Origin of the sequence: Pseudomonas amygdali (assembly GCF_002699855.1) — a bacterium.
Lineage (GTDB): Bacteria > Pseudomonadota > Gammaproteobacteria > Pseudomonadales > Pseudomonadaceae > Aquipseudomonas > Aquipseudomonas amygdali.
Genome location: NZ_LKBW01000112.1, coordinates 26,907 through 52,758, shown reverse-complemented (window position 1 = coordinate 52,758; position 25,852 = coordinate 26,907). Strand labels below are relative to the sequence as shown.

General features: G+C 58.2%; 22 protein-coding genes and 1 pseudogene. 15 read left to right on the top strand and 8 right to left on the bottom strand.

All coding sequences use genetic code 11. The features are described from left to right. Positions 1–2: 2 nt before the first annotated feature. Positions 3–1,361 carry a glutathione-disulfide reductase gene (gene gorA, locus AO277_RS10155; protein WP_044317400.1) on the bottom strand — a complete coding sequence of 453 codons (1,359 nt, stop codon included), beginning with the start codon at positions 1,359–1,361 and terminating at the stop codon, positions 3–5. Positions 1,362–1,463: 102 nt separating this feature from the next. Next, entirely contained in the window at positions 1,464–2,303 is an 840-nt protein-coding gene (galU, locus tag AO277_RS10150) for a UTP--glucose-1-phosphate uridylyltransferase GalU (protein ID WP_002553293.1), read from the bottom strand. A gap of 396 nt (positions 2,304–2,699) precedes the next feature. Here galU and AO277_RS10145 point away from each other — a divergent pair, with 396 nt between their 5' ends. Next, positions 2,700–2,981 (top strand): hypothetical protein, encoded by a 282-nt coding sequence (locus AO277_RS10145; protein ID WP_029240846.1) that lies wholly within the window; start codon positions 2,700–2,702, stop codon positions 2,979–2,981. A 55-nt stretch (positions 2,982–3,036) separates the two neighbouring features. Here AO277_RS10145 and AO277_RS10140 read toward each other — a convergent pair whose 3' ends face one another. Then, the gene (locus AO277_RS10140; protein WP_002553291.1) at positions 3,037–3,387 is read right to left on the bottom strand and encodes a hypothetical protein; all 351 of its coding nucleotides are present in this window, start codon (positions 3,385–3,387) and stop codon (positions 3,037–3,039) included. 166 nt (positions 3,388–3,553) lie between these two features. Here AO277_RS10140 and AO277_RS10135 point away from each other — a divergent pair, with 166 nt between their 5' ends. From AO277_RS10135 to alkB, 3 genes are read left to right on the top strand one after another with little or no spacing between them, the layout of a single operon-like run. Next, positions 3,554–3,859, top strand: a complete 306-nt coding sequence (locus tag AO277_RS10135; protein ID WP_044317415.1) for a DUF1883 domain-containing protein — start codon at positions 3,554–3,556, stop codon at positions 3,857–3,859. 14 nt (positions 3,860–3,873) lie between these two features. Next, a complete protein-coding gene (locus AO277_RS10130) occupies positions 3,874–4,056 on the top strand; it encodes a hypothetical protein (protein WP_080393744.1) in 183 nt (60 codons plus the stop codon). A 24-nt stretch (positions 4,057–4,080) separates the two neighbouring features. Continuing rightward, entirely contained in the window at positions 4,081–4,767 is a 687-nt protein-coding gene (gene alkB / locus AO277_RS10125) for a DNA oxidative demethylase AlkB (RefSeq protein WP_044317402.1), read from the top strand. Here the strand turns inward: alkB and AO277_RS10120 are convergent. From AO277_RS10120 to gnd, 4 genes and pseudogenes are all read right to left on the bottom strand, one after another. Then, positions 4,768–6,584, bottom strand: a pseudogene (locus AO277_RS10120) (glycoside hydrolase family 15 protein). 51 nt (positions 6,585–6,635) lie between these two features. Continuing rightward, complete coding sequence (locus tag AO277_RS10115; RefSeq protein WP_002553286.1) at positions 6,636–7,445, bottom strand: Cof-type HAD-IIB family hydrolase; 810 nt, start codon at positions 7,443–7,445, stop codon at positions 6,636–6,638. Beyond that, a complete protein-coding gene (gene zwf / locus AO277_RS10110) occupies positions 7,438–8,970 on the bottom strand; it encodes a glucose-6-phosphate dehydrogenase (RefSeq protein WP_044317403.1) in 1,533 nt (510 codons plus the stop codon). The genes AO277_RS10115 and zwf overlap by 8 nt, the downstream gene beginning before the upstream one ends. Continuing rightward, positions 8,970–9,944 (bottom strand): phosphogluconate dehydrogenase (NAD(+)-dependent, decarboxylating), encoded by a 975-nt coding sequence (gene gnd / locus AO277_RS10105; RefSeq protein ID WP_004664947.1) that lies wholly within the window; start codon positions 9,942–9,944, stop codon positions 8,970–8,972. Before gnd ends, zwf begins: the two co-directional genes overlap by 1 nt. A 315-nt stretch (positions 9,945–10,259) precedes the next feature. Between gnd and AO277_RS10100 the strand changes: the two genes are divergently transcribed. Further along, entirely contained in the window at positions 10,260–10,433 is a 174-nt protein-coding gene (locus AO277_RS10100; protein ID WP_002553283.1) for a DUF6026 family protein, read from the top strand. 166 nt (positions 10,434–10,599) lie between these two features. Here the strand turns inward: AO277_RS10100 and AO277_RS10095 are convergent, their stop codons facing one another. Then, on the bottom strand, positions 10,600–11,091 hold the full coding sequence (locus AO277_RS10095) for a GNAT family N-acetyltransferase (protein WP_044317416.1): 492 nt from the start codon (positions 11,089–11,091) through the stop codon (positions 10,600–10,602). A gap of 635 nt (positions 11,092–11,726) precedes the next feature. On the opposite strand from AO277_RS10095, the gene glgA reads away from it, so the two are divergent. From glgA to AO277_RS10045, 10 genes are all read left to right on the top strand, one after another. After that, complete coding sequence (glgA, locus tag AO277_RS10090; RefSeq protein WP_044317404.1) at positions 11,727–13,325, top strand: glycogen synthase GlgA; 1,599 nt, start codon at positions 11,727–11,729, stop codon at positions 13,323–13,325. Positions 13,326–13,340: 15 nt separating this feature from the next. Continuing rightward, entirely contained in the window at positions 13,341–15,164 is a 1,824-nt protein-coding gene (gene treZ, locus AO277_RS10085) for a malto-oligosyltrehalose trehalohydrolase (protein WP_044317405.1), read from the top strand. Continuing rightward, positions 15,154–17,232: a 4-alpha-glucanotransferase gene (gene malQ, locus AO277_RS10080; protein ID WP_044317406.1), complete on the top strand. Its 2,079-nt coding sequence runs from the start codon at positions 15,154–15,156 to the stop codon at positions 17,230–17,232. Before treZ ends, malQ begins: the two co-directional genes overlap by 11 nt. After that, positions 17,229–20,012 carry a malto-oligosyltrehalose synthase gene (locus AO277_RS10075; protein ID WP_044317407.1) on the top strand — a complete coding sequence of 928 codons (2,784 nt, stop codon included), beginning with the start codon at positions 17,229–17,231 and terminating at the stop codon, positions 20,010–20,012. Before malQ ends, AO277_RS10075 begins: the two co-directional genes overlap by 4 nt. Positions 20,013–20,057: 45 nt before the next feature. Then, a complete protein-coding gene (locus AO277_RS10070) occupies positions 20,058–20,462 on the top strand; it encodes a DUF2934 domain-containing protein (protein WP_044317408.1) in 405 nt (134 codons plus the stop codon). Between the two features lie 158 nt (positions 20,463–20,620). Next, the gene (glgX, locus tag AO277_RS10065) at positions 20,621–22,804 is read left to right on the top strand and encodes a glycogen debranching protein GlgX (protein WP_044317417.1); all 2,184 of its coding nucleotides are present in this window, start codon (positions 20,621–20,623) and stop codon (positions 22,802–22,804) included. After that, positions 22,801–23,814, top strand: a complete 1,014-nt coding sequence (locus AO277_RS10060; RefSeq protein ID WP_044317409.1) for an acyl-CoA dehydrogenase family protein — start codon at positions 22,801–22,803, stop codon at positions 23,812–23,814. Before glgX ends, AO277_RS10060 begins: the two co-directional genes overlap by 4 nt. Positions 23,815–23,827: 13 nt before the next feature. Next, entirely contained in the window at positions 23,828–24,601 is a 774-nt protein-coding gene (locus tag AO277_RS10055; protein WP_044317410.1) for a PIG-L deacetylase family protein, read from the top strand. Further along, on the top strand, positions 24,598–25,224 hold the full coding sequence (locus tag AO277_RS10050) for an SAM-dependent methyltransferase (RefSeq protein ID WP_044317411.1): 627 nt from the start codon (positions 24,598–24,600) through the stop codon (positions 25,222–25,224). The genes AO277_RS10055 and AO277_RS10050 overlap by 4 nt, the downstream gene beginning before the upstream one ends. Next, positions 25,193–25,846, top strand: a complete 654-nt coding sequence (locus AO277_RS10045; protein WP_002553273.1) for a glycosyltransferase family 2 protein — start codon at positions 25,193–25,195, stop codon at positions 25,844–25,846. The genes AO277_RS10050 and AO277_RS10045 overlap by 32 nt, the downstream gene beginning before the upstream one ends. Positions 25,847–25,852 lie beyond the last annotated feature (6 nt).

Below are 25,852 nucleotides of genomic sequence, written 5' to 3'. Positions count from 1 at the left end.
CGTTAGCGTTTGGCAGGCGTGCGCATGGTTACAAACTCTTCTGCAGCAGTCGGGTGTACGCCGATAGAGTCATCGAACACCTGTTTGGTCGCGCCAGCCTTGATGGCAATTGCCAGACTCTGGACGATTTCGCCCGCATCCGGCCCTACCATATGGCAGCCCAGTACGCGGTCGGTTTTCGCATCCACAACCAGTTTCATCAAGGTGCGTTCCTGATCGTCAGTCAGGGTCAGCTTCATAGGCCGAAAACGGCTTTCGAACACCTGCACATCGTGACCAGCCTTGATCGCGTCCTCTTCAGTCAGCCCGACTGTACCGATGTTCGGCAGACTGAAAACCGCCGTCGGAATGTGATTGTAGTCTACCGGGCGATACTGCTCCGGCTTGAACAGCCGACGTGCGACGGCCATGCCCTCAGCCAGCGCAACCGGAGTCAGTTGCACGCCACCGATGACATCGCCGATGGCCAGAATGGAAGGCTCGCTGCTCTGATAATGCTCATCGACCTTGATATAGCCATGCTCATCGAGCTTGATGTCGACACTGTCCAGCCCGAGGTTGTCGAGCATCGGCCGACGGCCAGTTGCGTAGAACACGCAATCGGTCTCGAGTGTGCCGCCGCCTTTCATGGACAATAGCAGGCTGCCGTCGGCCTGCTTGTCGATACGCTCGATATCGCTATTGAAGCGAATCGTCATGTGACGCTTGAGCAGTTCCTCATGAAGATGAGTACGGACCCCGCCATCGAAACCGCGCAAAAACAGCTCGCGACGATAGACCAGCGTGGTATCTGCACCCAATCCATTGAAGATCGAGGCAAATTCCACGGCAATGTAACCACCCCCTACGACCACAACTCGCTTTGGCAACGTCTTGAGGTAAAACGCCTCATTGGACGTAATGGCATGCTCGCGTCCTGGCACATCAGGCACCTGTGGCCAGCCGCCGGTTGCGATCAGAATGCGCTCGGCGCTGTAGGACTGGCCGTTGATCTCGACTCGCTGCGGGCCGACCAGCCTGGCGTGGCCTTCGAGCAGGGTAACGCCGCTGTCGACCAGCAGTTTGCGGTAGATGCCATTGAGGCGATTGATTTCGCGATCCTTGTTGGCGATCAGTGTGGACCAGTCAAAACTGGCCTCACCCAGCGACCAGCCGAACCCTTTGGCATGATCGAAATCTTCGGAAAAATGCGCTCCGTAGACCAACAGCTTTTTGGGCACGCAACCCACGTTGACGCAGGTTCCACCCAGATAGCGGCTCTCGGCCACGGCAACCTTGGCACCGAAACCGGCAGCAAAACGTGCCGCCCTGACGCCGCCGGAGCCGGCGCCAATTACAAACAGATCAAAATCAAAGGCCATCGATATCTCCTTGGCAGAGGCACAGCATAACCGCTTGGCGGCCAGTCAGAAATGACAAAGCCACCCGAAGGTGGCCTTGTCCCGAGCGTCATCAATCGAAAATCAATGCGCTTTGCCGGTTTTGTAAAAGTGTTCAAAGCAGAAGTTGGTAGCCTGGATGTAGCCTTCAGCGCCACCGCAGTCAAAGCGCTCGCCCTTGAACTTGTAGGCCAGTACGTTGCCTTCTGCAGCCTGCTTCATCAGGGCGTCGGTGATCTGGATCTCCCCACCCTTGCCTGGCTCAGTCTGTTCGATCTTCTCGAAAATGTCCGGAGTCAGGATGTAGCGGCCGATGATCGCCAGGTTGGAAGGCGCATCTTCAGGCTTCGGTTTTTCAACCATGTTGGTCACGCGAAACAGGCCCGGCTTGATTTCTTCACCGGCGATCACGCCATACTTGTTGGTTTCCTGCGGATCGACTTCCTGAATGGCAATGATCGAGCAGCCATAATGCTTATGCAGTTTGACCATCTGCGCCAGCACGCCATCACCATCAGGATTTACGCACAGGTCATCCGCCAGAACCACGGCGAATGCTTCATTACCAATCAGCGGACGACCGCTGAGAATGGCATGACCCAGACCTTTCATTTCAGTCTGGCGAGTGTAGGAGAAGCTGCACTCGTCGATCAGTTTGCGAATACCAACCAGGTACTTTTCCTTGTCCGTGCCCTTGATCTGATGCTCAAGCTCGTAGCTGATATCAAAGTGATCTTCAAGAGCACGCTTGCCACGACCGGTCACGATGGAAATTTCGGTCAGGCCTGCCGCGAGGGCTTCCTCAACACCGTATTGGATCAGTGGCTTGTTGACCACCGGCAGCATTTCCTTGGGCATGGCCTTGGTCGCTGGCAGGAAGCGAGTGCCGTAACCGGCTGCTGGGAACAAGCATTTCTTGATCATAAAAGTCCTTCGTAAGGGCTGTTGGTGTTAACGGCGCAGTCTAATCAGGAGGCGGTCACCTTACAATGCCCCGCCTTTGGCCGTACGATGCCATGATAGAGGAATCCTCAGGCAGATAGTTCCGCACTTCCTGGATATTGCCTACAGCCAATTGCAGACTGGACCACGCTCAAGTCACCGCCAAAGCCCGGCGTAACAGCCTTGTGCACGCTCTTTCGACGACCGAAGCATTTATGCTCTGCTCCCAGAGAGCTGCAACACTGGCCAGCAAACGACGAGCTATTTATCGAGCTATCTATGATGAAAAACATGGCGGAACGATGGCACTTGTTACCAGTCCAACGTCCGCATTTGTCAATTCTCTGACCTTATCTTGAAGCGAAAAACATGATCAGAATCCTTTCCCTACTGTCCATTATTGTTGCGCTGGGCCTGACCGGCTGCGCAACCGCCTCCAACACTTACCTGAAAAACGGCAGACAGGGCTTGAGCATCGACTGCTCCGGCGAGGCGATGTCCTGGGCCAGCTGCTACGAAAAAGCGGACGCTTCCTGCGCGGGTACAGGTTATGAAATTGTCGGTACGGACGGCACTCCGCAGCCTGCGGAAAGCGAGAAAACACTGGGTGTGGACGTAGGCAACTACAAGAGCCGCAGCGTGCTTGTAGTGTGCAAATAATCAAGCCTGCCGCCCTGTCCGAAGCGGACAGGGCCGGTTGAACCCGCCAGAGCGATCAGCCTGAAATGCACGCTTCGGCAGCGTTCTGAACATCCCTGAAGCGGATCGGCACGTTGGAAAGTCGTTCATAGACCTTGATCGTACTGCCACCCGAGCGGCTCTCGACATCGACGACCGCCGCAGGCGATTTGCTGAGCTTTTGCGCCACAATTACCCGCAGGCCATCATGGCGAGGCTCGATAAGCGGCGGCTTGCGACTGCTGGCGATCTTGCCGACGAAGCAATCGGCATACTCCTTGGGGTTCTTGCCCGACATCACGTTCATGGTGGGGGGTGTATGTTCGATGTCATTTACTGTGGCACAGCCAGTCATTGCCAGAGCCAGGACTACTACAGCCAGTTTCATACAAAGCCTCCAAATAAAGGTGCTACGACAAGCTCGCGCGCAATTAAATCCCTACTGAGGCAATATTTGCCAGAAACACGGCAAATTAGTGTCCACCGACGTCAAATTGCGGGCATCACATGCTATCGTTTTGATTTTTCAGAAAAACCCTCATTCGGAGCCCGTCATGAAATTCGTACACCAGCGTGAGCATCTCAACGAGGACGACCTGGTCGTTATCGAGTGCTCGCAAACCTACAATATTCGTCTGATGAACGATGCGAATTTTCGCAGCTTCAAAAATGGCGGTCGACACACCTATCATGGCGGTGCATTTGACACGTTTCCGGCCAAGATCGCCGCGCCGAGCACCGGTTTCTGGAACATCACCATCGATACCGCAGGCCGCAAGATAGATACCAATGCAGGCCGCAAACCGCCTTTCACCCACAAGATCAAGATCGTCCGGCGCTCGACCTCACGCCTGGGATGATGCAAGGAGTCACCGTGAACAATCCAGCCCCGCGCACCACCAAATTTGCTGTCAGCTACAAGCTCAATGGCGAACGCCGCTTCGAGTTCGCCCAACTGCAATCGGCCTCAACCGAAGAAGCCGAAGCCGCCTTGAAAAAAATGCACGGCCAGAGCGACGATCAGATCACCGACGTGAAGGTCAGCAAGGCGCTCTGATACCCGCAGGAGCTCGACCCGACCATGCAACGCAAAGGTGACACGCCCGCCAACCTGGATCTGTTTGCCGACCAGACGGCCCAGCCTGCAAGCAATGAGCTGATCGGGCCTGGGTCATGGCTGCTCAGAGGCTTTGCGCTGCCTGTCATGCCACAACTGCTGGACTCTCTTGAGGCGACACTGGGCCTCTCCCCGTTCCGACACATGCAGACCCCCAGTGGCTTGAGCATGTCTGCAGCGCTGAGCAGTTGCGGACAACTGGGCTGGATAACCGACCGTCATGGTTATCGATACACCGCAACCGACCCACAAACAGGGCAGGCCTGGCCGGCGATGCCGGATGCCTTCATGCAACTGGCTCAGGACGCCGCGCTCGCAGCAGGTTATGCCGGGTTCGTGCCTGTCGCCTGCCTGATCAATCGTTACATCCCTGGGGCGAAGATGTCTCTGCATCAGGACAGAAACGAACACGACCACCGCTGGCCAGTGGTATCGGTATCGCTGGGTATACCGGCCATTTTTCAGTTCGGCGGCATGCTGCGCAGCGACAAGACCCAACGGATCTCACTGTTTCATGGCGACGTGGTGGTCTGGGGCGGCGAGGACCGATTGCGCTTCCATGGCATCCTGCCCGTCAAACAGGCCGAGCACCCTCTGCTCGGCGAACAGCGGATCAACCTGACGTTTCGCAAGGCTGGCCGCGACGACTGATCATGCGCCTTCAAGCTCGCTCGATGTGCGAGCCAGTGCGGGACACACCGCTCGATGCAGATTCAATGCGGTGTTGATAATGCCGATGTGACTGAACGCCTGAGGGAAATTGCCCAGCATGCGGCCATCTTTCGGATCATATTGCTCCGCCAGCAGGCCGACGTCGTTGCACAGATCACACAGCCTCTCGAACAGCCGTGCAGCGTCATCAGCCCGACCCAGCAGCACGTACGCGTCAGCCAGCCAGAACGAACACACCAGAAACGTCCCTTCGCGGCCGGCGACACCATCAACACTGCGCTCGTTGTCGTAACGCAGCAACAGGCCATCCTGCATCAGCGTGCGCTCTATTTGCGCGACAGTGCCGGTGACACGAGGATCTTCCGGCGCAAGAAAACCGGTCAACACAATTTGCAGCAGACTGGCGTCGACCTCTTTGGAGCCATACGTCTGCACGAAACTGCCAAGATCAGCATCGAAACCGTTGCGACAGACATCAGCATGGATTTCGTCTGCCACACGCCGGTAGTGGCTCGCCAACGCATGATCCTCATCGTTTTCGGCAGCCTTGGCGATCTGAGTGGCGTTTCGGTCGAAGGCCACCCAGGCCATGACTTTTGAATGGGTAAAGTGACGTGGTTCTGAACGAATCTCCCAGATGCCCGCATCCGGCAGGTGCCAGATCTTTTCCAGATAGGGCATGACCACCTTGGAGATCGCCACACTGCGCGGATGCTGCGGCATGCCGCCTCTCAGCGCCTGGATCATGGCATCGGCAACCTCGCCATAAACGTCCAGTTGCACCTGAGTCGCTGCGCCGTTGCCGACACGCACCGGCAGCGAGTTCTCGTAGCCACTCAGCCACGGCAGCTCGTACTCCTGCAAACGTCGCTCACCGCCTACGCCGTACATGATCTGTATCTGTTCCGGGTTGCCGGCAACCGAGCGCAGCAGCCAGTCTCGCCAGGCGGTCGCCTCCTCGAAATAGCCCAGATTCATGAACGCCAGCAATGTCATGGTGGCGTCGCGCAGCCAGCAATAGCGATAGTCCCAATTGCGCTCGCCACCCAACTGCTCGGGCAATGAAGTGGTCACGGCGGCAACAATGCCACCGGTAGGAGCGTGGTCATGGCTTTGAGAGTGATCAGCGAGCGCTTTACCTGAGCCGTCCACGGCCCGACGTCAGGGCAGCGATCAGAAAACTCACGCCAGTAGGCAGCGGTGCTCTCCAGTGCCTGGTCGGCATCGATCTGCTCGAGCAAGGGTGCAAAGGATGCCTGATAGGCCAGCGTGAAGACCTTGCGCTCGCCCTCATCGACATGAAAGCGGCTGGCGGTGTGATGATCCTGCGGGTGCAAGGCCACAGGGCTGCGCAGCACCAGCATTTCCGGCCCGGCCACGGCAGTCAGCGTATGCTCATCCTTGCGCTCGACCCAAGGCACACTGCTGCCGTAATCGAAGCGAATGGCGAGGTCCACGCCGAACTCGACACGCCCGGACAGCCCGACCACGATGCGCACCACATGACCAGTCGTCTTCATGGGCATGAAATCGATCAGCATGGCGCGACCGTCACGGGTTTCGAAAACAGTTTCAAGAATCAGGGTGCCGTCGGGGTAACGGCGCTCGACAGCCATGACCTCTGCAGTCGGCGCAATCTTCCAGCGGCCCTGATCGTCGTTACCCAGCAACGCGGCGAAACAGGCAGTCGAGTCGAAACGGGGGAAACACAACCAGTCCAGCGAACCATCACGGGCGACGAGCGCCGCTGTCTGACAGTTGCCCAGCAATGCATAGTCTTCGATCAGTGCAGCCATTCAGAAATGCCCGTCGTGATGATGATTCGTCCGCATGCGCAAACCGCTCGATCAAGCTGGAAGAATGTAACGCTCGATGGCGACAGCAACGCCGTCCTGCTCATTGCTATCTGTAACATGATCAGCCTGTCCCTTGACTGTCTGCTCGCCCTGCCCCATCGCAATCGACAAGCCAGCCTTGTGGAACATCGCCACGTCGTTACCACCGTCGCCAATGGCCGCCGTGCGAGAAAGATCGACTCCCAGATACTTCGCCAATGTAACCAGCGCGGAGCCCTTGTTGGCCTCCAGCGCAGTCACGTCGAGGTAGTATTTTTGCGAACGCGCAGCCAGGGCCAATCCTTCGATCTGCGGGTTGATGCGAGCTTCCAGAGTCTTCAGCAGCTCAAAATCAGCGCTGGCCGCAACGATCTTGTCGACGCGATCAAGGTATGGCTCGAAACTCTCGACCTGAACATAGCGGTACCCCAGCGCGTCGAGCTCATGATCGACGTAATCGGCGTGAGGATCGAGCAACAGCCATTGATCGTCGGCAAACACCCAGATCGCAACGTTCTGGCCGGTGAACAGCTCAAGACACATCCTGACCGCTTTGGGGTCAATGCGATGAGCCACCAGCAGGCTGCCATCGGGATGAGTGATGGTGCCGCCATTGAATGCCACGGTGGGCAAATCCACACCCAGCGCTTCGATCACCTGACGCATGGCCCTGGGCGGGCGACTGCTGGCCAGCGAGAAGTGAACGCCAGCATCACGCAGGCGCTTGATGGAGTCGATATTGGCCTGGCTAAGGCTGTGATCACGGCGCAGTAACGTGCCGTCGATGTCGGACAACAGGAACTGTACGGGCAGTTCAGACATTCAATTCTCTCCATTCGCGGCCATCACGGCTCAGCAGCTCCTCACCTGCTTGCGGGCCATCCTTGCCAGCTTCGTAAAGCTGCACTTGCGGCTGCGCGGCCCAGGCGTCGAGGAACGGCTGCACGGCACGCCAGCCGTTCTCGATGTTGTCGGCCCGCTGGAAGAGCGTCTGATCACCGGTCAGGCAGTCATAAATAAGGGTTTCGTAACCTGTGGAGGGCTGCATCTCGAAGAAATCCTTGTAGGCGAAGCCCAGCGCGATATCTTCCATTTTCAGTTCCGGGCCAGGACGCTTGGCAAACAGATCGAACCACATGCCTTCGTTGGGCTGGATCTGAATCCTCAGGTAGTTGGGCTTGAGGCGGTCGACTTCGGTGTCGCGAAATTGCGCATACGGCGCGGGCTTGAAGCAGATGGCGATTTCCGTGCTGCGAGCACTCATGCGCTTGCCGGTGCGCAGATAGAACGGCACCCCGACCCAACGCCAATTGTCGACCATGACCTTGAGCGCGACATAGGTTTCGGTCGTGCTGTCGGGCTCCACGCGATCCTCCTGACGATAACCGACAACCTCCTTGTCACCCATCGCGCCTTTCGCATACTGGCCACGCACCGAGTTTGCCAGAGCTTCCTCCTGACTCCAGGGCCGGATCGCTCCAACCACCTTGGCCTTCTCGCCGCGAACGGCATCGGCACCGAAAGCGGCCGGCGGCTCCATGGCAACCATAGCCAGCAACTGGAACAGGTGATTGGGCACCATGTCACGCAATGCGCCGGTGTGTTCGTAAAAACTGCCACGGGTTTCGACGCCTACGGTCTCCGCCGCCGTGATCTGTACGTGGTCGATGTAGTGGTTGTTCCAGAACGATTCGAACAGGCCATTGGAGAAACGGCTGACCAGAATATTCTGTACCGTTTCCTTGCCCAGGTAGTGGTCGATGCGGTAGATCTGCTTCTCGCTCATGACCTTGAGCAGGCAGCCATTGAGCTCGACCGCACTGGCCAGATCGGAACCGAACGGTTTCTCGATCACTACCCGGCGAAACCCGTCGCCGTTTTCCTGCAACAAACCTGACGAGCCCAGCCGCTTGGCTACTTCGCTGAAAAACCGGGGTGCGGTGGCCAGATAAAACACCGCGTTCGCGGTGCCGGTGCTCTCGATCTTGCTGGCGATGTCCTGATAGGTGGAGTCGTCGAGGAAATCACCCTGCACATAACTGATGCGCCCGGCCAGCTTGCTCCACAGCGCAGGATCGAGTGGATCCTTGCCGCCACCGGCAACCTTGCCGGCGGCTTCGTCGCGAATGAAGTTCTCGAGCTTTTTCGCAAAGTCGGCATCGCTGATCGCATTGTGATCGACGCCAACGATGTGCAGCCCTTCATCCACCAGACCGTCGCGTGACAGGTTATAGAGTGCCGGCATCAGCAGGCGCTTGACCAGATCTCCATGGGCACCAAACAGAAACAGGGTCGTGGGGGGCGCAACTTCGGCTTTTTGCTCGGCGCTGCCGCGCGACAGGCCCATTACTTGGGTTCCTTGTGGCCACCAAATCCGAAGCGCATGGCCGACAGCATTTTATCTGCGTAGGAACTCGCCTGACGTGAGCGGAAGCGCGCAAACAACGCACTGGACAGTACAGGAACCGGAACCGCCTGCTCGATGGCGGCTTCGATGGTCCAGCGCCCTTCGCCACTGTCGGCAACCGAACCGGAAAACGCATCCAGTTGCGGGTCTGTCGCCAGGGCATCAGCGGTAAGGTCCAGCAGCCAGGAAGACACCACACTGCCACGACGCCAGACCTCGGCGATATCAGCCGTGTTCAGATCAAACCGCTGCTCAGCCGGCAAATGCTCGGAGTTTTTCTGCTTGAGAAGATCGAAACCCTCAGCGAAGGCCTGCATCATTCCGTACTCGATACCGTTATGGATCATCTTCACGAAATGACCGGAACCCGCTGGGCCGGAATGGATATAGCCACGTTCGGCGCGATCGTCGGTCGAGGTACGGCCTTTGGTGCGCTCGATCGAGCCAAGACCTGGTGCCAGCGTTGCAAACAGCGGATCCAGGCGCTCGACAACAGCAGCCTCGCCTCCAATCATCATGCAATAGCCGCGCTCAAGCCCCCAGACCCCGCCTGACGTGCCGACATCGACGTAGTGCAAGCCTTTTTCGGTGAGCTCCTGAGCTCGCCGAATGTCATCCTTGTAGAAGGTATTACCGCCGTCGATGATCACATCATCGGCGTCAAGCAACTGGCTGAGGGTCTGAATGGTCTCTTCGGTCGGCGCACCTGCCGGGAGCATTACCCAGATGGCGCGTGGCTTGTCGAGCGCATCGACCATTTCCTTCAGGCCTGCGACTGCAACCGAACCGTCATTGGCCAGGGCGTTGCGTGATGCCTCATCGCGGTCATACACAACAGTCGTGTGGCCGTTCAACATCAAGCGGCGTGCGATGTTGCCGCCCATGCGGCCCAGTCCAATAATCCCAAGTTGCATGAAGGTGCTCCTTAAATCGTAAAAAAGGTGCCGCACTTGCTGTCCAGCTCATCGACAGGTTGCGAGCATGCTGGTTAGTCAAGCGAGGCGGAACGTCGGTTCCCTTGCGAGAAGATGAAGGCGTCTACGCCCTCCTGTGGTGCATTTTGTCGCGATTAATAAACATTCGCGACAATTAAAAATAAAAAAGTTCCAAAATCATGCAAAAGAAATCAAAATCAGTGCCGATAGAGAGGGTAAGCAGCGGCGCTCATGGATTGAAAGTCATTGCCACGGACCTTTCTGAGGTTGAATCCGCCATTTGCGAGGTGAGCAATGGGCACTGTACTACCAGCACTTGCACCACAAACCCTGTATGTCACGATCCGCCGCGACGAATTGCGTGCATTGAAAGAAGAGCGCGAGCAGTTGCAGAAAAAGGTCGCTCATTTGAGCTCGATGCTGCAGCAACCCCACTTGTCTGCACCCGGCAAGATGCTTCAAGCCTGACTGCCATTGCATCACCCCTTAAAACGCTTCAGGGCAAGCCCGATATTCTGGCTTGCCCACCTGATCTGCTCTTACAGTCTGCCAGTCTGCGCCCCTTCCCTGTCCGATTCTGCTGAACATTTTTCCCTTATACCCGACACGGCTGCACACAAACCTGCTGCGTACTTTATAGCGCCTTCTGCCAGAACATGGCACGCCCCATTTCAGCGCTCAACTGGTAATTGTCGAAACCGAGCTTCCTGTAGGCACCTTGAGCTACCTCATTGCCCTCCAGAACCTCAAGTGTCAGTTTGCAGCAACCTCGCTGGCGTGCAATCTCTTCCACCTTGAGCAACATTTTCTGGCTGATGCCCATGCCGCGGTATTGAGCGACGACCGCAACGTCGTGAATATTGACCAGCGGACGACAGGCAAAGGTTGAAAAACCCTCAAAGCAATTGACCAGCCCTACCGGCTCTCCGGAAATGAACGCCAACACACTGAAAGCGTAGGGACGTTTGGCCAGCTCGATAGCCAACTGCTGACGCGCATCGCTCGACAGCGGCCGACCTGTGCCCATGACATCCATCGAATATTCGTTCAGCACAAATCCAATTGCATCAGCGTGCACGGGATTCGTGTAACTCGCTTGCAGTACCAATACCTCGCGGGCTTCCATTTCCATCCTCGTCAATTCAATAAAAGTGATTCTGTAAAATCAGTCAAAGGGTAACTCTTTAAGGCCAGCACGTTATTTCAAGCCAGCTCTGTGACTAGAGCGTCTAGCCCGATTCTATCCTGCCTCGCTGCAAAATGTTCCAGCGCGGATGTAGGAATTTTCTCGCCACGCCCACATATTGACCGCCAGACGCACCCAGAAAAGGCGCGACGCACCGATCGGGCTCATGAGCGGCTCCACTCACCCGTTTTTTTCGATAAAAAAGAAACGCATGACCTCGATTGTCGAACGATCCGACGACCGGTCATGCGCCCTCGGGACTCGAATTTAACCCATAAAAAAGCGCAACGACTGCCGGGCTGGCCCTTGCAGCGTGCCAACAAGCGCGGCTTCAAAGCCCTTGCCAGACATTCGCGCAGAAAAAAGTCGAAACTTCTCCAAAACGCCCCGGTCAGGTGAATGGAGCATCTATGCTATTGGCTGACATCCGGTAATGGCGACATCACGCGGCTTTGTCACTACGCATGGTCCAAACGGGTATTGATCTTGCGTAGTGCACGTATGTGTACCCGGCCATAGGAAATGGCCAATAAAAATCAAGTGATGCACCAAGACTGTTTTAAGGGGAAAAATCGATGATTAGCGCCGCTGTCAAAATCCAGAAGGGAGAGAGTTTTAACCAGCCTGTCGGCGAGCTGACTCATCTGCCAGTCTTCTCTACCAAGAGCGTTCCTTTGCTGCAATTACCAACCTCAACAATTCAGCCTACGCCGACCATGTCTCAGGTCAGCAGACGCAAAGTGTTGTTCGTGACCTCGGAATTGGCCGACCTGGTGAAAACCGGTGGGCTGGGCGACGTATCCGCCGCATTGCCACGAGCAATGCGCCACCTGCATGACGTGCGGGTTCTTATTCCAGGTTATCCGCAGGTCATCAACAGCGGAAACCCGATCCATATCATCAGCCAGTTGGGCGGGCATGCTGCACTGCCACCTTGCAAGGTGGGTCGCATGGACATGAAAGATGGCCTTGTGATCTATGTGTTGATCTGCCCTGAGCTTTACGAGCGTGAAGGCACGCCTTACGCCGACAGCGATGGCCGCGACTGGTCCGATAACCATATTCGTTTTGCCCGTCTGGGGCTCGCGGCTGCCGAATTTGCGGCTGGCGAAGTGAAAAGCCAATGGTGCCCCGAGCTGGTCCATGCCCATGACTGGCCTGCCGGCTTGGCGCCTGCCTACATGCGCTGGCGCGGGCAGTCCACGCCAAGCATCTTTACTATCCACAATCTGGCCTATCAGGGGACCGTGAGTACCGCTTCGAGTCGTGAACTGGGCATTCCAGATGAAGCGATCACCCCGGAAGGCATGGAGTTCTACGGCAAGCTGTCCTTCATCAAGGCAGGCATGGCCTTCGCGAGCCACATTACGACCGTGAGTGCCACCTATGCTCGGGAAATCACCACGCCAGAGTTTGGTTGCGGCCTGGAAGGTTTTCTGCAGAGCAAGGCTAACAAGGGTCAGCTCAGCGGCATCCCTAACGGAATCGACGAAAGCTGGGATGCAGCGACCGACGAACACCTGATCTGCCACTTTGCGCCCAACGAATGGACGCGCAAGGAAATCAACGCCGACTATGTGCGTGAGCTGTTTGAGCTGGATGCCTCGACCGGGCCCTTGTATGCAGTGGTTTCGCGCCTTGTGTATCAAAAAGGCCTGGACCTGACCATCGGGGTTGCCGAGCACATCGTCAACAACGGCGGACAAATCGCAATTATCGGTCGCGGCGAGCCCGAGGAAGAAGATGCCATGCGCGAGCTGGCCGCACGCTTCCCGGGGCGCATTGGTGTACGTATCGGCTTCAATGAAACCGACGCTCGACGCATGTTCGCCGGCAGCGATTTTCTGTTGATGCCATCGCGCTATGAACCCTGCGGTCTGAGCCAGATGTACGCGCAACGCTTCGGCTCCCTGCCTGTCGCACGCAACACCGGGGGCCTGGCGGACACAATCGAGGACGGCGTGACCGGCTTCCTGTTCAAAGAATCAACCATCGAAAGCTACACCGAAGCCCTGAACCGCACGTTTCAGGTATTCGCCCACCGTGAGCTGCTCAACGCCATGCGCTGCCGTGCAATGGCTGCTCCCTTCAACTGGCATCAGGCAGTAGAGCCCTACGCAGATCTCTACCGCGACCTGTTGAAGAAAAACGTGAGCATTTCCAGCAACTACTAGTTTAAGGATCAATGGATGCCACTGCGTACAGACGATAACTGGCGCCACGGCGCCGTCTTGCTAGACCCCGAACACACCCGGTTTGCCCTCTGGGCACCGGATGCCAACTACGTAAATGTCGAACTCCAGGATGGCCAGGGTGTTCAGTCACTGGCCATGCTGCCCCAGCCGGAAGGCTGGTTCGTCCTTGAGGCCCGCTGCGAAGCGGGCACTCGATACCGCTTCAAAATCGACCATGAACTGGAAGTGCCTGACCCCGCCTCCCGCGCGCAGGTCGACGATGTCCATTCTCAAAGCTTCGTAGTGGACCCTCTGGCCTATTCATGGCAAAACACCTCATGGCAAGGTCGGCCGTGGCATGAGGCGGTGATCTATGAGCTGCACGTAGGTGCGATGGGCGGCTATGCTGCCGTGGAAAAACACCTGCCGCGCCTTGCGCAAATGGGCATTACCGCGATCGAGCTGATGCCGCTTGCGCAGTTTCCCGGTGATCGCAACTGGGGCTACGACGGCGTTCTGCACTACGCCCCGCAATCTTCCTATGGCACACCGGAAGAGCTCAAGCACCTGATCGATACAGCTCACGGTCTTGGCCTGATGGTGATACTGGACGTGGTGTACAACCACTTCGGCCCGGACGGCAACTACCTGGGAAGTTACGCCAAGGAGTTTTTCCGCAGCGATCTGCATACCCCGTGGGGCGATGCCATTGATTTTCGCCGCCCGCAGGTGCGCGACTTCTTCGTCGACAATGCGCTGATGTGGCTGCTGGAATACCGCATCGACGGCTTGCGCATGGACGCTGTGCATGCCATTCGCGATAAAACGTTCCTGCCAGAATTCGCAACTCGCGTACGCGGCCAGATCGAGCCGGGCAGGCACGTGTGGCTGAACCTTGAGAACGAGTTCAACCAGGCCGGTCTTCTGGAGAAAGGCTTCGATGCACAATGGGACGACGACGGGCACAACACTTTGCACGTGCTGCTGACCGGTGAAACCGACGCCTATTATTCCGACTTCGCTCAGCAGCCTACGCAAAAGCTTGCGCGCCTGCTCAGCGAAGGGTTTGTCTATCAGGGCGAACAGACGCGGCATGGACACACGCGAGGAGAGCCCAGCGGCCACCTTGCGCCGACTGCCTTTGTATTGTTCCTGCAGAACCATGACCAGATCGGCAACCGCGCACTCGGTGAGCGTTTGCCGCAGCTGTGCACGCCTGCTGTGCTGAGGGCCGCTACCGCCCTGTTGCTGCTTTCGCCGATGATTCCGCTGATGTTCATGGGCGATGAGTGGGCGGCCAGCGAACCGTTTCTGTTCTTCACCAGCCACCATGGCGAACTGGCCGATGCGGTGCGCGAAGGACGTCGCAAGGAGTTCGCCGACTTTGCCGCATTCGCCGATCCGGAAAAGCGCGAGCACATTCCCGACCCGAACGACATCAAGACATTCGAGGCATCACGTCCGGCGTTTTCGGCAGTTGATCTGGAGACCGACAAAGGCTTGGATCACCGCAGCTGGGTCGACTTTTATACACAGTTGCTGGCTTTGCGGCACAAGGAAATCGTGCCACGCCTGCCCGGTGCACGCTTCCTGAAAACCGATATTCTCGGCGACAAGGCAGTCAGTGCACGCTGGGTGCTGGGCGATGGCAGCGAGCTGCGTATCGACCTGAACCTCAGCGAGCAGGCTGTCGATGCCCCGGCGCAGAAAAATGCCCGGCAGATATTCTCCAGCGCCGCAAAATCGTCCGAACTTTCCCCGCAGGCCATCCTCAATCCTTACACGGCCATTGTCAGCCTGACAGCAAGTGATGTTCTGGAGGAACAGGATGAACAATGAGCAATTGGAGAGGCTTGCGACCGAGGCAGGGCTATCGGTGCATTGGGTCGATGCCAACGCTCGGCCGCAGACTGTCAGCCCTGATGTACTGCGCAAGGTTCTGGAAGCACTGGGCTATCCGGCCGAAAACGGCGAGGCTATCGATGCCAGCCTGTTAAGCCTGCAAAACGCCAGCCACGGCAAAAGCGCCCCGCCGCTGCTGACGGTCGACGCGGACAGTAATCTGGATCTGTCCGAGTGGTTTGCGCCGCAAACGCCATTCACGCTGCACCTAGAAGACGGTTCATCGCTGGACGCCAGGCTAACCGCGTCCGGCGAACTTCCAGCGCTGGCACCGCCCGGCTATCAACAGTTGGAGATTGCCGGTCAACATCTGACCATCGCTGTCGCCCCTAAAACCTGTTTCAGCATGGCAATGGCCACCGATGCGCCGAAGCCACATGGCTGGGGTCTGACTGCTCAGCTTTACAGCCTGCGCCGCGAGGGCGATGGCGGTTTTGGCGATACGGAAGCACTGGAGAAGGTTGTTCGCGCTGCCGGAGAGCGCGGTGCCGATGCGCTGGGCATCAGCCCGATCCATGCAATGTTCGCCAATGATCCACACCGTTACAGCCCTTATTCGCCGTCCAGCCGACTGTTTCTAAATAGCCTGTATGCGTCGCCCGGTGCCATTCTGGGTGAACATGCATGGCGTCAGGCGATAGAAGACGCGCGCGTCGGCGACGAAATGAAGCAACTGGAAGCGCAGCAGTTGATTGACTGGCCTGCTGCTGCCCAAGCCAAGTGGAAAGCGCTGCACAAGCTGTACGAAGGGTTCAGTGCGGGTGATCACCCCTTGCACGAAGACTTCAACAGCTTCCGCCACAGCGGTGGCGAGGCCCTGGAGAACCACTGCCGCTTCGAAGCGCTGTGTGCCGAATCCGAAACGTTGAATATCGGCAACAATTGGCATGAATGGCCGGAAGAGTTCAAAGACCCTCGTAGTGACGCCGTCGCAGCATTTACCGAAGCGCACAGCGAGCACATCAGTTTTCATGCATTCGCTCAATGGCTCATCGCCCGCGGCCTGGAGCGTGCGCAGTCTGCCGCACGCAGCAGTGGCATGCGCATCGGCCTGATCGCCGACCTGGCAGTGGGTGCCGATGGTGCCGGAAGTCAGGCCTGGAGTCGTCAGGACGAGTTGCTGTCGGCTCTGACTGTTGGCGCACCACCTGACATTCTCAACCGTGCCGGCCAGAGCTGGGGGATTTCCGCGTTTTCACCGGACGGCCTCAAGCGTAATGGTTTTCGCGCGCTCATCGAGATGCTGCGGGCCAACTTCGCCCATGCCGGCGGGTTGCGTATCGACCATGTTATGGGCTTGCAGCGGCTATGGGTCATTCCTCAGGGGGCGCCTCCAAGTGAAGGCGCGTATCTGAATTTCCCGTTGGACGACATGCTTCGCCTGCTGAGTCTGGAATCCTGGCGGCACAAGGCGATCGTGCTCGGTGAAGACCTTGGAACTGTGCCTGAAGGTCTCAGCGACAAGCTCAGCGCTCGGGCGATTCTGGGCATGCGTGTGCTGCTCTTCGAACAGAACAACGGTCAGTTCAAGCCCATCCTTGACTGGTCGGACCAGGCACTGGCCACCACCAGCACCCACGATTTGCCGACACTGGCAGGCTGGCTCAGCGAGCTGGATATCGAGTGGAATGCCCAGCTGGGTCACATCGACGAGCAACATGAATCGCAATGGCGTGAAGAACGCGGGCGCGAATATGCAAGCCTGTGCCGAACCTTGAGTCAGAACGTCGACAGCCTGCCGTCCGAAAGCGAAGACCCTGAGCAGATCATCGACGCGAGCATTCGCTATCTGGGTCACACGCGCGCTCCACTGGTGCTGCTACCGATGGAAGATGCGCTGGGCGTCAAGGAGCAGGCCAACCTGCCCGGCACCATTGACAGCCACCCGAACTGGCGCAGACGCCTCCCCGGCGATGCGGCCTCCTTGCTTGATAACCCGAATGCTGCTCGACGACTGGAATTGCTCTCCCAATCCCGGCTGCAAGCTGCGGAGCGTGACCAATGACCCGTCCATTACAGCCTTTGCGCGCTACCCAGCGTTTACAATTTCATAAAGATTTCACGCTCGACGATGCGGTGCCGCTGGTGCCCTACTTCGCCAGTCTGGGGATCAGCCATGTCTATGCCTCGCCGCTGCTCAAGGCGCGTGCTGGCTCAATGCATGGTTACGACGTCGTCGACCCGACCGTCATCAACCCGGAACTGGGTGGCGAGCCTGCCCTGCTGCGTCTGGTATCGGCCTTGCGCGAACACGGCATGGGGCTGATCCTCGACATCGTCTCCAACCACATGGCCGTCGGTGGTGCAGACAATCCCTGGTGGCTGGACCTGCTCGAATGGGGTCGGCGCAGCCCGTATGCCGAGTTCTTCGACATTCAGTGGAATTCGCCGGATCCGTTGCTGGAAGGCCAGTTGCTGCTGCCGTTTCTGAGCAGCGATTACGGCACCGTCCTGCAGGCCGGAGAAATCCCGCTGCGCTTCAACGCCGAGCGCGGCATGTTTTTTATCGAGCACTACCAGCATCATTTCCCGATCTGCCCGCTGACCTATGATTCATTGCTTCAGGCAGTCGAACACCCGCAATTGAAGGAAATGGGCCAGCGCTTCACTGCGCTTGCTCAATACCCGCAAGCCTACGAACGTGCACGTCAGGCCAGAACCGAGCTGGCCGAGCTGGCGAAAGATCCGCAGGTGCTCAAAGGCATCGAGCAGATCCTTGCGCACTTCGACTCCAGCAAGCCGGAAGGCTTTCAGCGTCTGCATCAGTTGCTGGAACGTCAGCACTATCGTCTGGCCAGCTGGCATACTGCCGGTGATGACATCAATTGGCGGCGCTTCTTCGACATCAACGAGCTAGGTGGTTTGCGTGTCGAACGGCCGCAGGTATTTGAAGCCACCCACGGCAAGATATTCCAGCTGATTGCCGACGGCCTGGTTGACGGGTTGCGGATCGATCATATCGATGGGCTGGCCAACCCGCGCGGCTACGGCCGCAAGCTGCATCGCCGGGTAAAAAGCCTGCTCAAGCTGCGTCCTGCCGAGGCGCGCATTGATCATCTGCCTATTTTCGTCGAGAAAATACTGGGGCCGGATGAGCCGTTGCGTGAAGACTGGAGCGTGGACGGTACAACTGGCTACGAGTTCATGAATCAGGTCTCGCTGCTGCAACACGATCCCAAGGGCAAAGAGCCACTTGGAGAGCTGTGGAGTCGACTGACAGAACGTACCGCTGACTTCGATCAAGAAGTGCTGGTGGCCCGGGACCTGGTCCTGCACGGCACACTGGCGGGCGATTTCGAGAACGTCGCGCAGTCGTTGCTGCAAGTTGCACGCAGCGACCTGATGAGCCGTGACCTCACGCTGGGTGCAATTCGCCGTGCCCTGCTCGCGCTGATCGTCAATTTTCCGATTTATCGCACCTATATCTCGGTATGCGGCCGCTCGGCGCAGGACGACAAGTATTTCCAGCAGGCAATGGAAGGCGCTCGCACCACTTTGAACGAAGGCGACTGGCCAGTGCTGGATTATCTGGCACGCTGGCTGGGTGGCGAAGCGTGGCGCAAACTGCCACGCGGACCGTTGCGCAAGCTGTACAAGAATGCGTGTGTACGGTTCCAGCAACTGACCTCCCCGGTTGCCGCCAAGTCGGTTGAGGACACCTCGTTCTATCGCTCTGCAGTGCTGTTGTCGCGCAACGATGTAGGCTTTCATCCGCAGCATTTCAGTGCGCCGGTGGAAGACTTCCATCAGGTCTGCCTGGAGCGTCTGGAAAAATTCCCTGACAACTTGCTGACCACTGCAACGCACGATCACAAGCGTGGCGAGGACACACGTACACGCCTTGCGGTCCTGAGTGAATGTGCGCCGTGGTACGCCGAACAGGTAGAACGCTGGAGACAGCTGGCAGTGCCCCTGAAAGGCGAAGAACCGGCCATCAGTGCGGGTGACGAGCTGATGCTTTATCAGGCCTTGCTGGGCAGCTGGCCGCTGAGCCTGGAGGGCGAAGAAGCTCACCAGGAATACGCGAAGCGCATGGTGCAGTGGCAAGAGAAAGCCCTGCGCGAAGCCAAGCTGCAAAGCAGCTGGAGCGCGCCGAATCAGCCTTACGAAACGGCTTGCCGCGAATTTCTTGAACGTTTGCTGTTGGCTCCTGAAGCGCTGGCGTTGCGCCAGTCACTGAGTGCAACGGCCAATCGTATCGCGACCGCCGGGGCACTCAACAGTCTGGCGCAAACCTTGCTACGCTTGACCGTACCCGGTGTTCCCGATTTGTATCAGGGCACCGAGTTCTGGGATTTCAGCCTGGTGGATCCGGACAACCGGCGACCGGTTGATTATGCAGCCCGACAGAAAGCGCTGGCAGAAGATGCAAGCGCTTCCGACCTGCTCGATAACTGGCAGGATGGCCGCATCAAACAGGCGCTGATTGCGAAGGTTTTGAACCTGCGTGCCAAGCACCCAACGCTGTTCAGCGAGGGGCGTTATCAGCCTCTGGAAATAAAGGGTAGCCACGCCGGGCACGTGATGGCTTTTGCCCGGGAGACACAAGGAGTGCGCGCTATCATCGTAGTCCCACGCACAAGCAGTGAACTATTGGGTACTGCGCAAACTCCATTGATTAATGCTGCCAATTGGGGCGACACACGGATTATGCTTCCGTGTGCCGACTCTGGATCTGACTGGAAAGGACTCTTTTCCGACGGTGTCGCAACACACGTTCGGGAGATACCGCTCAGTGCAGCGCTTGAAAGATTTTCCGTCAATTTGCTTATTCAAACTATGTAATAGCTGGGAGTCTCAAGATGAGTGCCGACAGCTGGGAGTCTCAAGATGAGTGCCGACGAAAAAAGAATTCGCGATTTTGCTTACCAAATCTGGGAGTCCGAGGGTAAGCCCTCCGGACACGACGAGCGTCACTGGGAGATGGCGCGCAAGCTTGCAGAAGCAGAAGCCCTGGCACCTGACAAGTCCAGCGTGCGCAAGTCGAGCAAGCCCAAGCTGCCTGAACCTGAAGTAGACAGCGCCAAGGCGCCTGCCAAGGGCGCGGCCAAGCCTGTGGCGAAGTCAGCACCAGCAGCAAAGCCAGCGGCCAAGCCCGCAGCTGAAGCCAAGCCAAAGCCAGCGGCCAAGGCGGCTCCCAAGCCTGCTCCCAAAGCCAAGCCGGCTACCGCTGCGCCAACTGATGCCCCAGCCAAGCCTGCTGCCAAGAAGCCACGCAAACCGTCGAATTCTTGAAACTCTTCTGGCCGGGCGCCAGTCCATTGTTGCAGGTCGCACTCTGATCGGAGATGAGGCCTGCTACACCCCCATACTTTATCGTCAATATTGAAGCCTTCGTGGCTTCGATAGCGGCCTTGGCCGCTCAGAAAATCATTCGACGTCAGGAAGTCATCATGAATACGAATTCCACTACAACGGCAGAAGATAATTCAGCCCCGCAAGACAATCCAGGCAGCACCCCGTCTCGCATTCGTGAAGGACTTCCCTTTCCTCTCGGCGCTAGCTGGGACGGCCTGGGTGTCAACTTTGCCCTGTTTTCGGCCAACGCCACCAAAGTAGAGTTGTGTCTGTTTGACTCGACCGGTGAAATCGAACTGGAACGCATCGAACTTCCGGAATACACCGATGAGACGTATCACGGCTACCTGCCCGATGCGCACCCGGGCCTGATCTATGGCTATCGCGTCTACGGCCCTTATGACCCTAAAAACGGTCATCGCTTCAACCACAACAAACTGTTGATCGACCCGTATGCCAAGCAACTGGTCGGCGAATTGAAGTGGTCTGAAGCATTGTTCGGTTACACCATTGGTCATCCTGACGGCGACCTGAGCTTCGATGAACGTGACAGCGCGCCCTTTGTACCGAAGAGCAAGGTGATCGACGAGGCTTACACCTGGGGCCGCGATCAGCGCGTCGGTACGCCTTGGGACAAGACCATTTTCTATGAAACCCACGTGCGCGGCATCACCATGCGCCACCCGGAAGTTGCCGAAGAGCTGCGCGGCACGTTTGCCGGTCTGGGATCAGCCCCCGTTGTCGACCACATCCGCAAGCTGGGTGTGACCTCCGTCGAGCTGCTGCCGATACACGCCTTCGTCAACGATCAGCATCTGCTGCAAAAAGGAATGACCAACTACTGGGGCTACAACAGTATTGCGTTCTTTGCGCCAGACCCGCGTTATCTGGCGAGTGGCAAGATTGCCGAGTTCAAGGAAATGGTTGCGCACCTGCATCATGCCGGGCTGGAGGTCATTCTTGATGTGGTTTACAACCACACGGCCGAAGGCAACGAGCTTGGCCCTACCCTGTCCATGCGCGGTATCGACAACGCCTCCTATTACAGGCTGATGCCGGACGACAAGCGTTATTACATCAATGACTCAGGCACCGGCAACACCCTCGACCTGAGCCACCCGTGTGTACTGCAGATGGTCACTGACTCCCTGCGTTACTGGGCTTCGGAAATGCATGTCGACGGGTTCCGCTTCGACCTGGCAACCATTCTGGGTCGCTACCACGATGGTTTCGACGAACGTCACAGCTTCCTGGTCGCCTGCCGTCAGGACCCGGTGCTGCGTCAGGTCAAACTGGTCGCCGAGCCATGGGACTGTGGCCCAGGTGGCTATCAGGTCGGCGGTTTCCCGCCAGGCTGGATGGAGTGGAACGACAAGTTTCGTGACACCGTACGTGCCTTCTGGAAAGGCGACGAAGGCCAATTGGCAGACTTCGCGGCACGCATGACCGCCTCCGGCAACATGTTCAACCAGCGCGGTCGGCGTCCACAGGCGTCGGTGAACTTCATCACCGCGCACGATGGTTTCACGCTGCACGACCTGGTGTCGTACAACGACAAGCACAACGAAGCCAACGACGAAAACAACCAGGACGGCAGCAACAACAACCTGTCCTGGAACCACGGCGTCGAAGGCCCGACCGAAGACGCGGAAATCAACACCCTGCGTCTGCGTCAAATGCGTAACTTCTTCGCTACTTTGCTGCTGGCGCAAGGTACGCCGATGATCGTCGCCGGTGACGAGTTCGCCCGTACCCAGCACGGCAATAACAATGCCTACTGTCAGGACAGCGAAATTGGCTGGATCAACTGGGATCTGGACGAGGACGGCGCAGCATTGCTCAAGTTCGTGACCCGCGTGATCAAGCTGCGTCAGACCTACCCGATTCTGCGCCGCAGTCGCTTCCTGGTGGGCGATTACAACGAAGAAATCGGCGTCAAGGACGTAACCTGGCTCGCTCCGGATGGCAACGAGATGAGTGTCGAGCAATGGCACGATGCCAATGGCCGTTGCCTGGGCATGTTGATGGATGGCCGTGCACAGGAAACCGGTATCCGTCGTCCAGGTGCCGACGCTACGCTGCTGCTGGTCGTCAACGCGCACCACGACGGGGTCAACTTCACCCTGCCGGAAGTGCCTGAAGGCACCCATTATGAGTGCCTGATCGACACCAATCAGGATGATGCACGCAGCAAGGAGCACTTTGCGTTCGGTTCGCAATATACCGTCACGCCGCGCTCGCTGCTGCTGTTCGAACTGAAGCGCGAAGACCAGCAATGATTGATGCCTTGAGTGAGTTTCTCGACTGGCGCAAGCACGGTTATGCCGATACGCGTGCGCTGGGCGAGTGCTTGCAGGCATTGGTCAACGAAGGTCTTGATCAGCTCCCCCTGCCTGCCAGCGGTCAGACACTTGAGCGCTGGCGGGCGCTGGCCTGCATTGCAGGCCATGACCTGGGGTTGTGCAAGTTGTACGAGGGGCATACCGACGCCTTGGCGATCATGGCGGAACTGGGTGCCCCGCCCCCCGAACAATTCAGCACCTGGGGCATGTGGGCGGCAGAGCCGCCGCAGGCACGGGTGAATATCAGCGGCACTGGCGATTCACTTCGTCTGAATGGCCGAAAAGCGTGGTGTTCCGGTGCTACTGCCTTGAGCCATGCATTGATCACCACATGGGATGAAGAACATCGCCAGCAACTGGTGGCGGTGCAACTCGACCAGCCCGGCGTGCATATGACCAGTGATGGCTGGCGCGCAGTTGGCATGGGCGCCACCGGCAGCGTCGAAGTCGTGTTCGAGCACGCTACCGGGCAAGCGATTGGAGCGCCGGGCGGCTACCTGGAACGGCCTGGCTTCTGGCAAGGCGGCATCGGCATCGCGGCGTGTTGGTATGGTGCCTCCCGGGCGATCGCCCAACGCTTGCTGGCACAGGTCGGCAAACACGAAGAGCAACACGCTCTTGCGCACCTGGGTGCTGTAGATGTCGCGTTGCACGCCGCAATCGATGTACTGCGTGCCGCCGCTGCGCATCTGGATCAGGCCACGGCTGAAAATGCCGAGGTGCTCGCCAGACGCTGTCGTGCCTACGTGGAGCACGCTGCGGAACTGGTCATTCAGCACGTGGGCCGCGCGGTAGGTGCGGGTCCTTACTGCAAGGACCCGCACTTCGCTCGACTGATCACCGACCTGCCGGTTTTTCTGCGCCAGAGTCATGCCGAGCAAGACCTTGCTGCACTGGGTCAATTGACGGGTAAACGGCTGCCAGCTGTACGCACGTGGTCACTATGAGAGCGTATCTATCATGAGCAAAGGCTTTCTAGTCAGCGACGACGAGTCTGGCCAGGGCACGCCTCTGGCTGCCTGGAACGCCTCCGGCAAACTGCGCAGCGTACCTGCGATTACTGCAGACCTGCTGGTGCCGAACAATTGCAGGGCGGTCATCATCGCCCCGCATCCGGACGATGAAGTACTGGCATGCGGCGGTTTGATGAGCCAGTTGGCGCAGCTGGAACGCAATCTGTTGTTGATCTCGGTCACTGACGGCACTGCCAGCCATCCGGGCTCCACGCTCTGGCCTGTCGAGCGACTTTCTGCAATCCGGCCCCAGGAAAGCGCCGAAGCCTTGAATCGTCTCGATATTCCCCTCGAGCGTCTTGAGTGGCTGCGCTGCGGCTTGCAGGATGGGACTTTGGCCGAATCCGAAGATCAGCTGACAGAGTTTCTTGAACGTCATCTGGGCCCTGCCGACGTGGTGTTCGCCACCTGGGCAGAAGATGGTCATGGCGACCACGAAGCCGTTGGCCGCGCCAGTGCAAGAGCCTGTGCGTCTACCGGAGCGCAGCTTTGCGAAGTACCGATCTGGGCCTGGCACTGGGCTGACCCTGAAGATGAGCGTCTGCCATGGGACCGCGCACGCAAGTTGCTGCTGGACCCGGCGACCCTTGCTCGTAAACGTAATGCCGCTCAGGCGTTCGTCAGCCAATTGCAGGGTGACCCGGCCATCGGTCTTGCGCCCGTTCTGCCAGCCGTTGTTCTGGAAAGACTGCTGCAACCGTTTGAACTGGTGTTTGTATGAGCGTCGAAGACGGCTATTTCGATGAGCTGTTTCGCAACAACGATGACCCGTGGGCGTTCAAGCAACGCTGGTATGAGCGGCGCAAGCGTGCGCTGACACTGGCCGCGCTGCCCCGTGAACACTATCGCTCGGTATTCGAGCCTGGCTGTGCCAATGGCGAACTCAGTGCCGACCTTGCCGGGCGCTGTGACGCACTGGTGTGCTGCGACACGTCAAACCTGGCGGTAGAACTGGCACGCAAGCGTCTGGCAGGCCTGCCCCATGTGCGCGTGCTGCAGGCCCGTTTGCCACAGCAGTGGCCGCAGGGACAATTTGATCTGATCGTCTTCAGCGAGCTGGGTTACTACCTAGACGTCGATGACCTGCACCGCCTGATCGACTGCATTCTATCCTCGCTTTCACCCGATGGTCAGTTGCTCGCCTGTCACTGGCGCCCTGATATCGAGGGCTGCCCGCTGAACGCACAGGCTGTACACGACATCCTTGCCGAACGCTTGGCCATGCACCGTCTTTTCAGTCATCACGAACAGGATTTCCTGCTGGACCTGTGGAGTCGTGATGGAACCTCCGTAGCAGAACAGGAACTCTCCGATGATCGGCATTCTGATCCCGGTGCACAATGAAGAGCAGCTACTCGATTTGTGCCTCGAAACGATAAAGCAGGCGGCTGAACACCCGGATCTCAAGGGTGAGCGAGTAGAGGTGCTGGTGGTTCTAGACAGTTGCACCGACAGCTCGGCAGACATCGCGCGAGCGCACGGGGTGATGGTCCTTGAGGTCTCGGCCCGCAACGTCGGACAGGCACGCGCCGAAGGAGCAGCTTTTCTCCTCGACCGAGGTGCGCGCTGGCTGGCCTGCACCGATGGCGACAGCACCGTGGCGAATGACTGGCTTGCCGAGCAACTGGCACTGGATGCCGATGCGGTATGCGGGACCGTCATGCCCGGCGATTGGAACAAGGATATCTCCGCGGCTGCGCAGGCGGCTTACCTCAAGCATTACCAGCACCGGGACGGCCATCGGCACATTCATGGTGCCAACCTGGGTGTCAGCTCAATTGCCTATATCAGTGCAGGCGGGTTTCCGGCACTGGCCTGCCACGAAGACGTGCATCTGGTTCGCCAGCTGGAGCTGATCGGCGCGCGGATCGCCTGGAGCTGCCGCCCGCGGGTCACGACCAGTACCCGCCTGGACTCAAAAGCAAGAGGCGGGTTTGGCGACTTTCTGAGTTCGCTGAACGCCTGAAAAGCG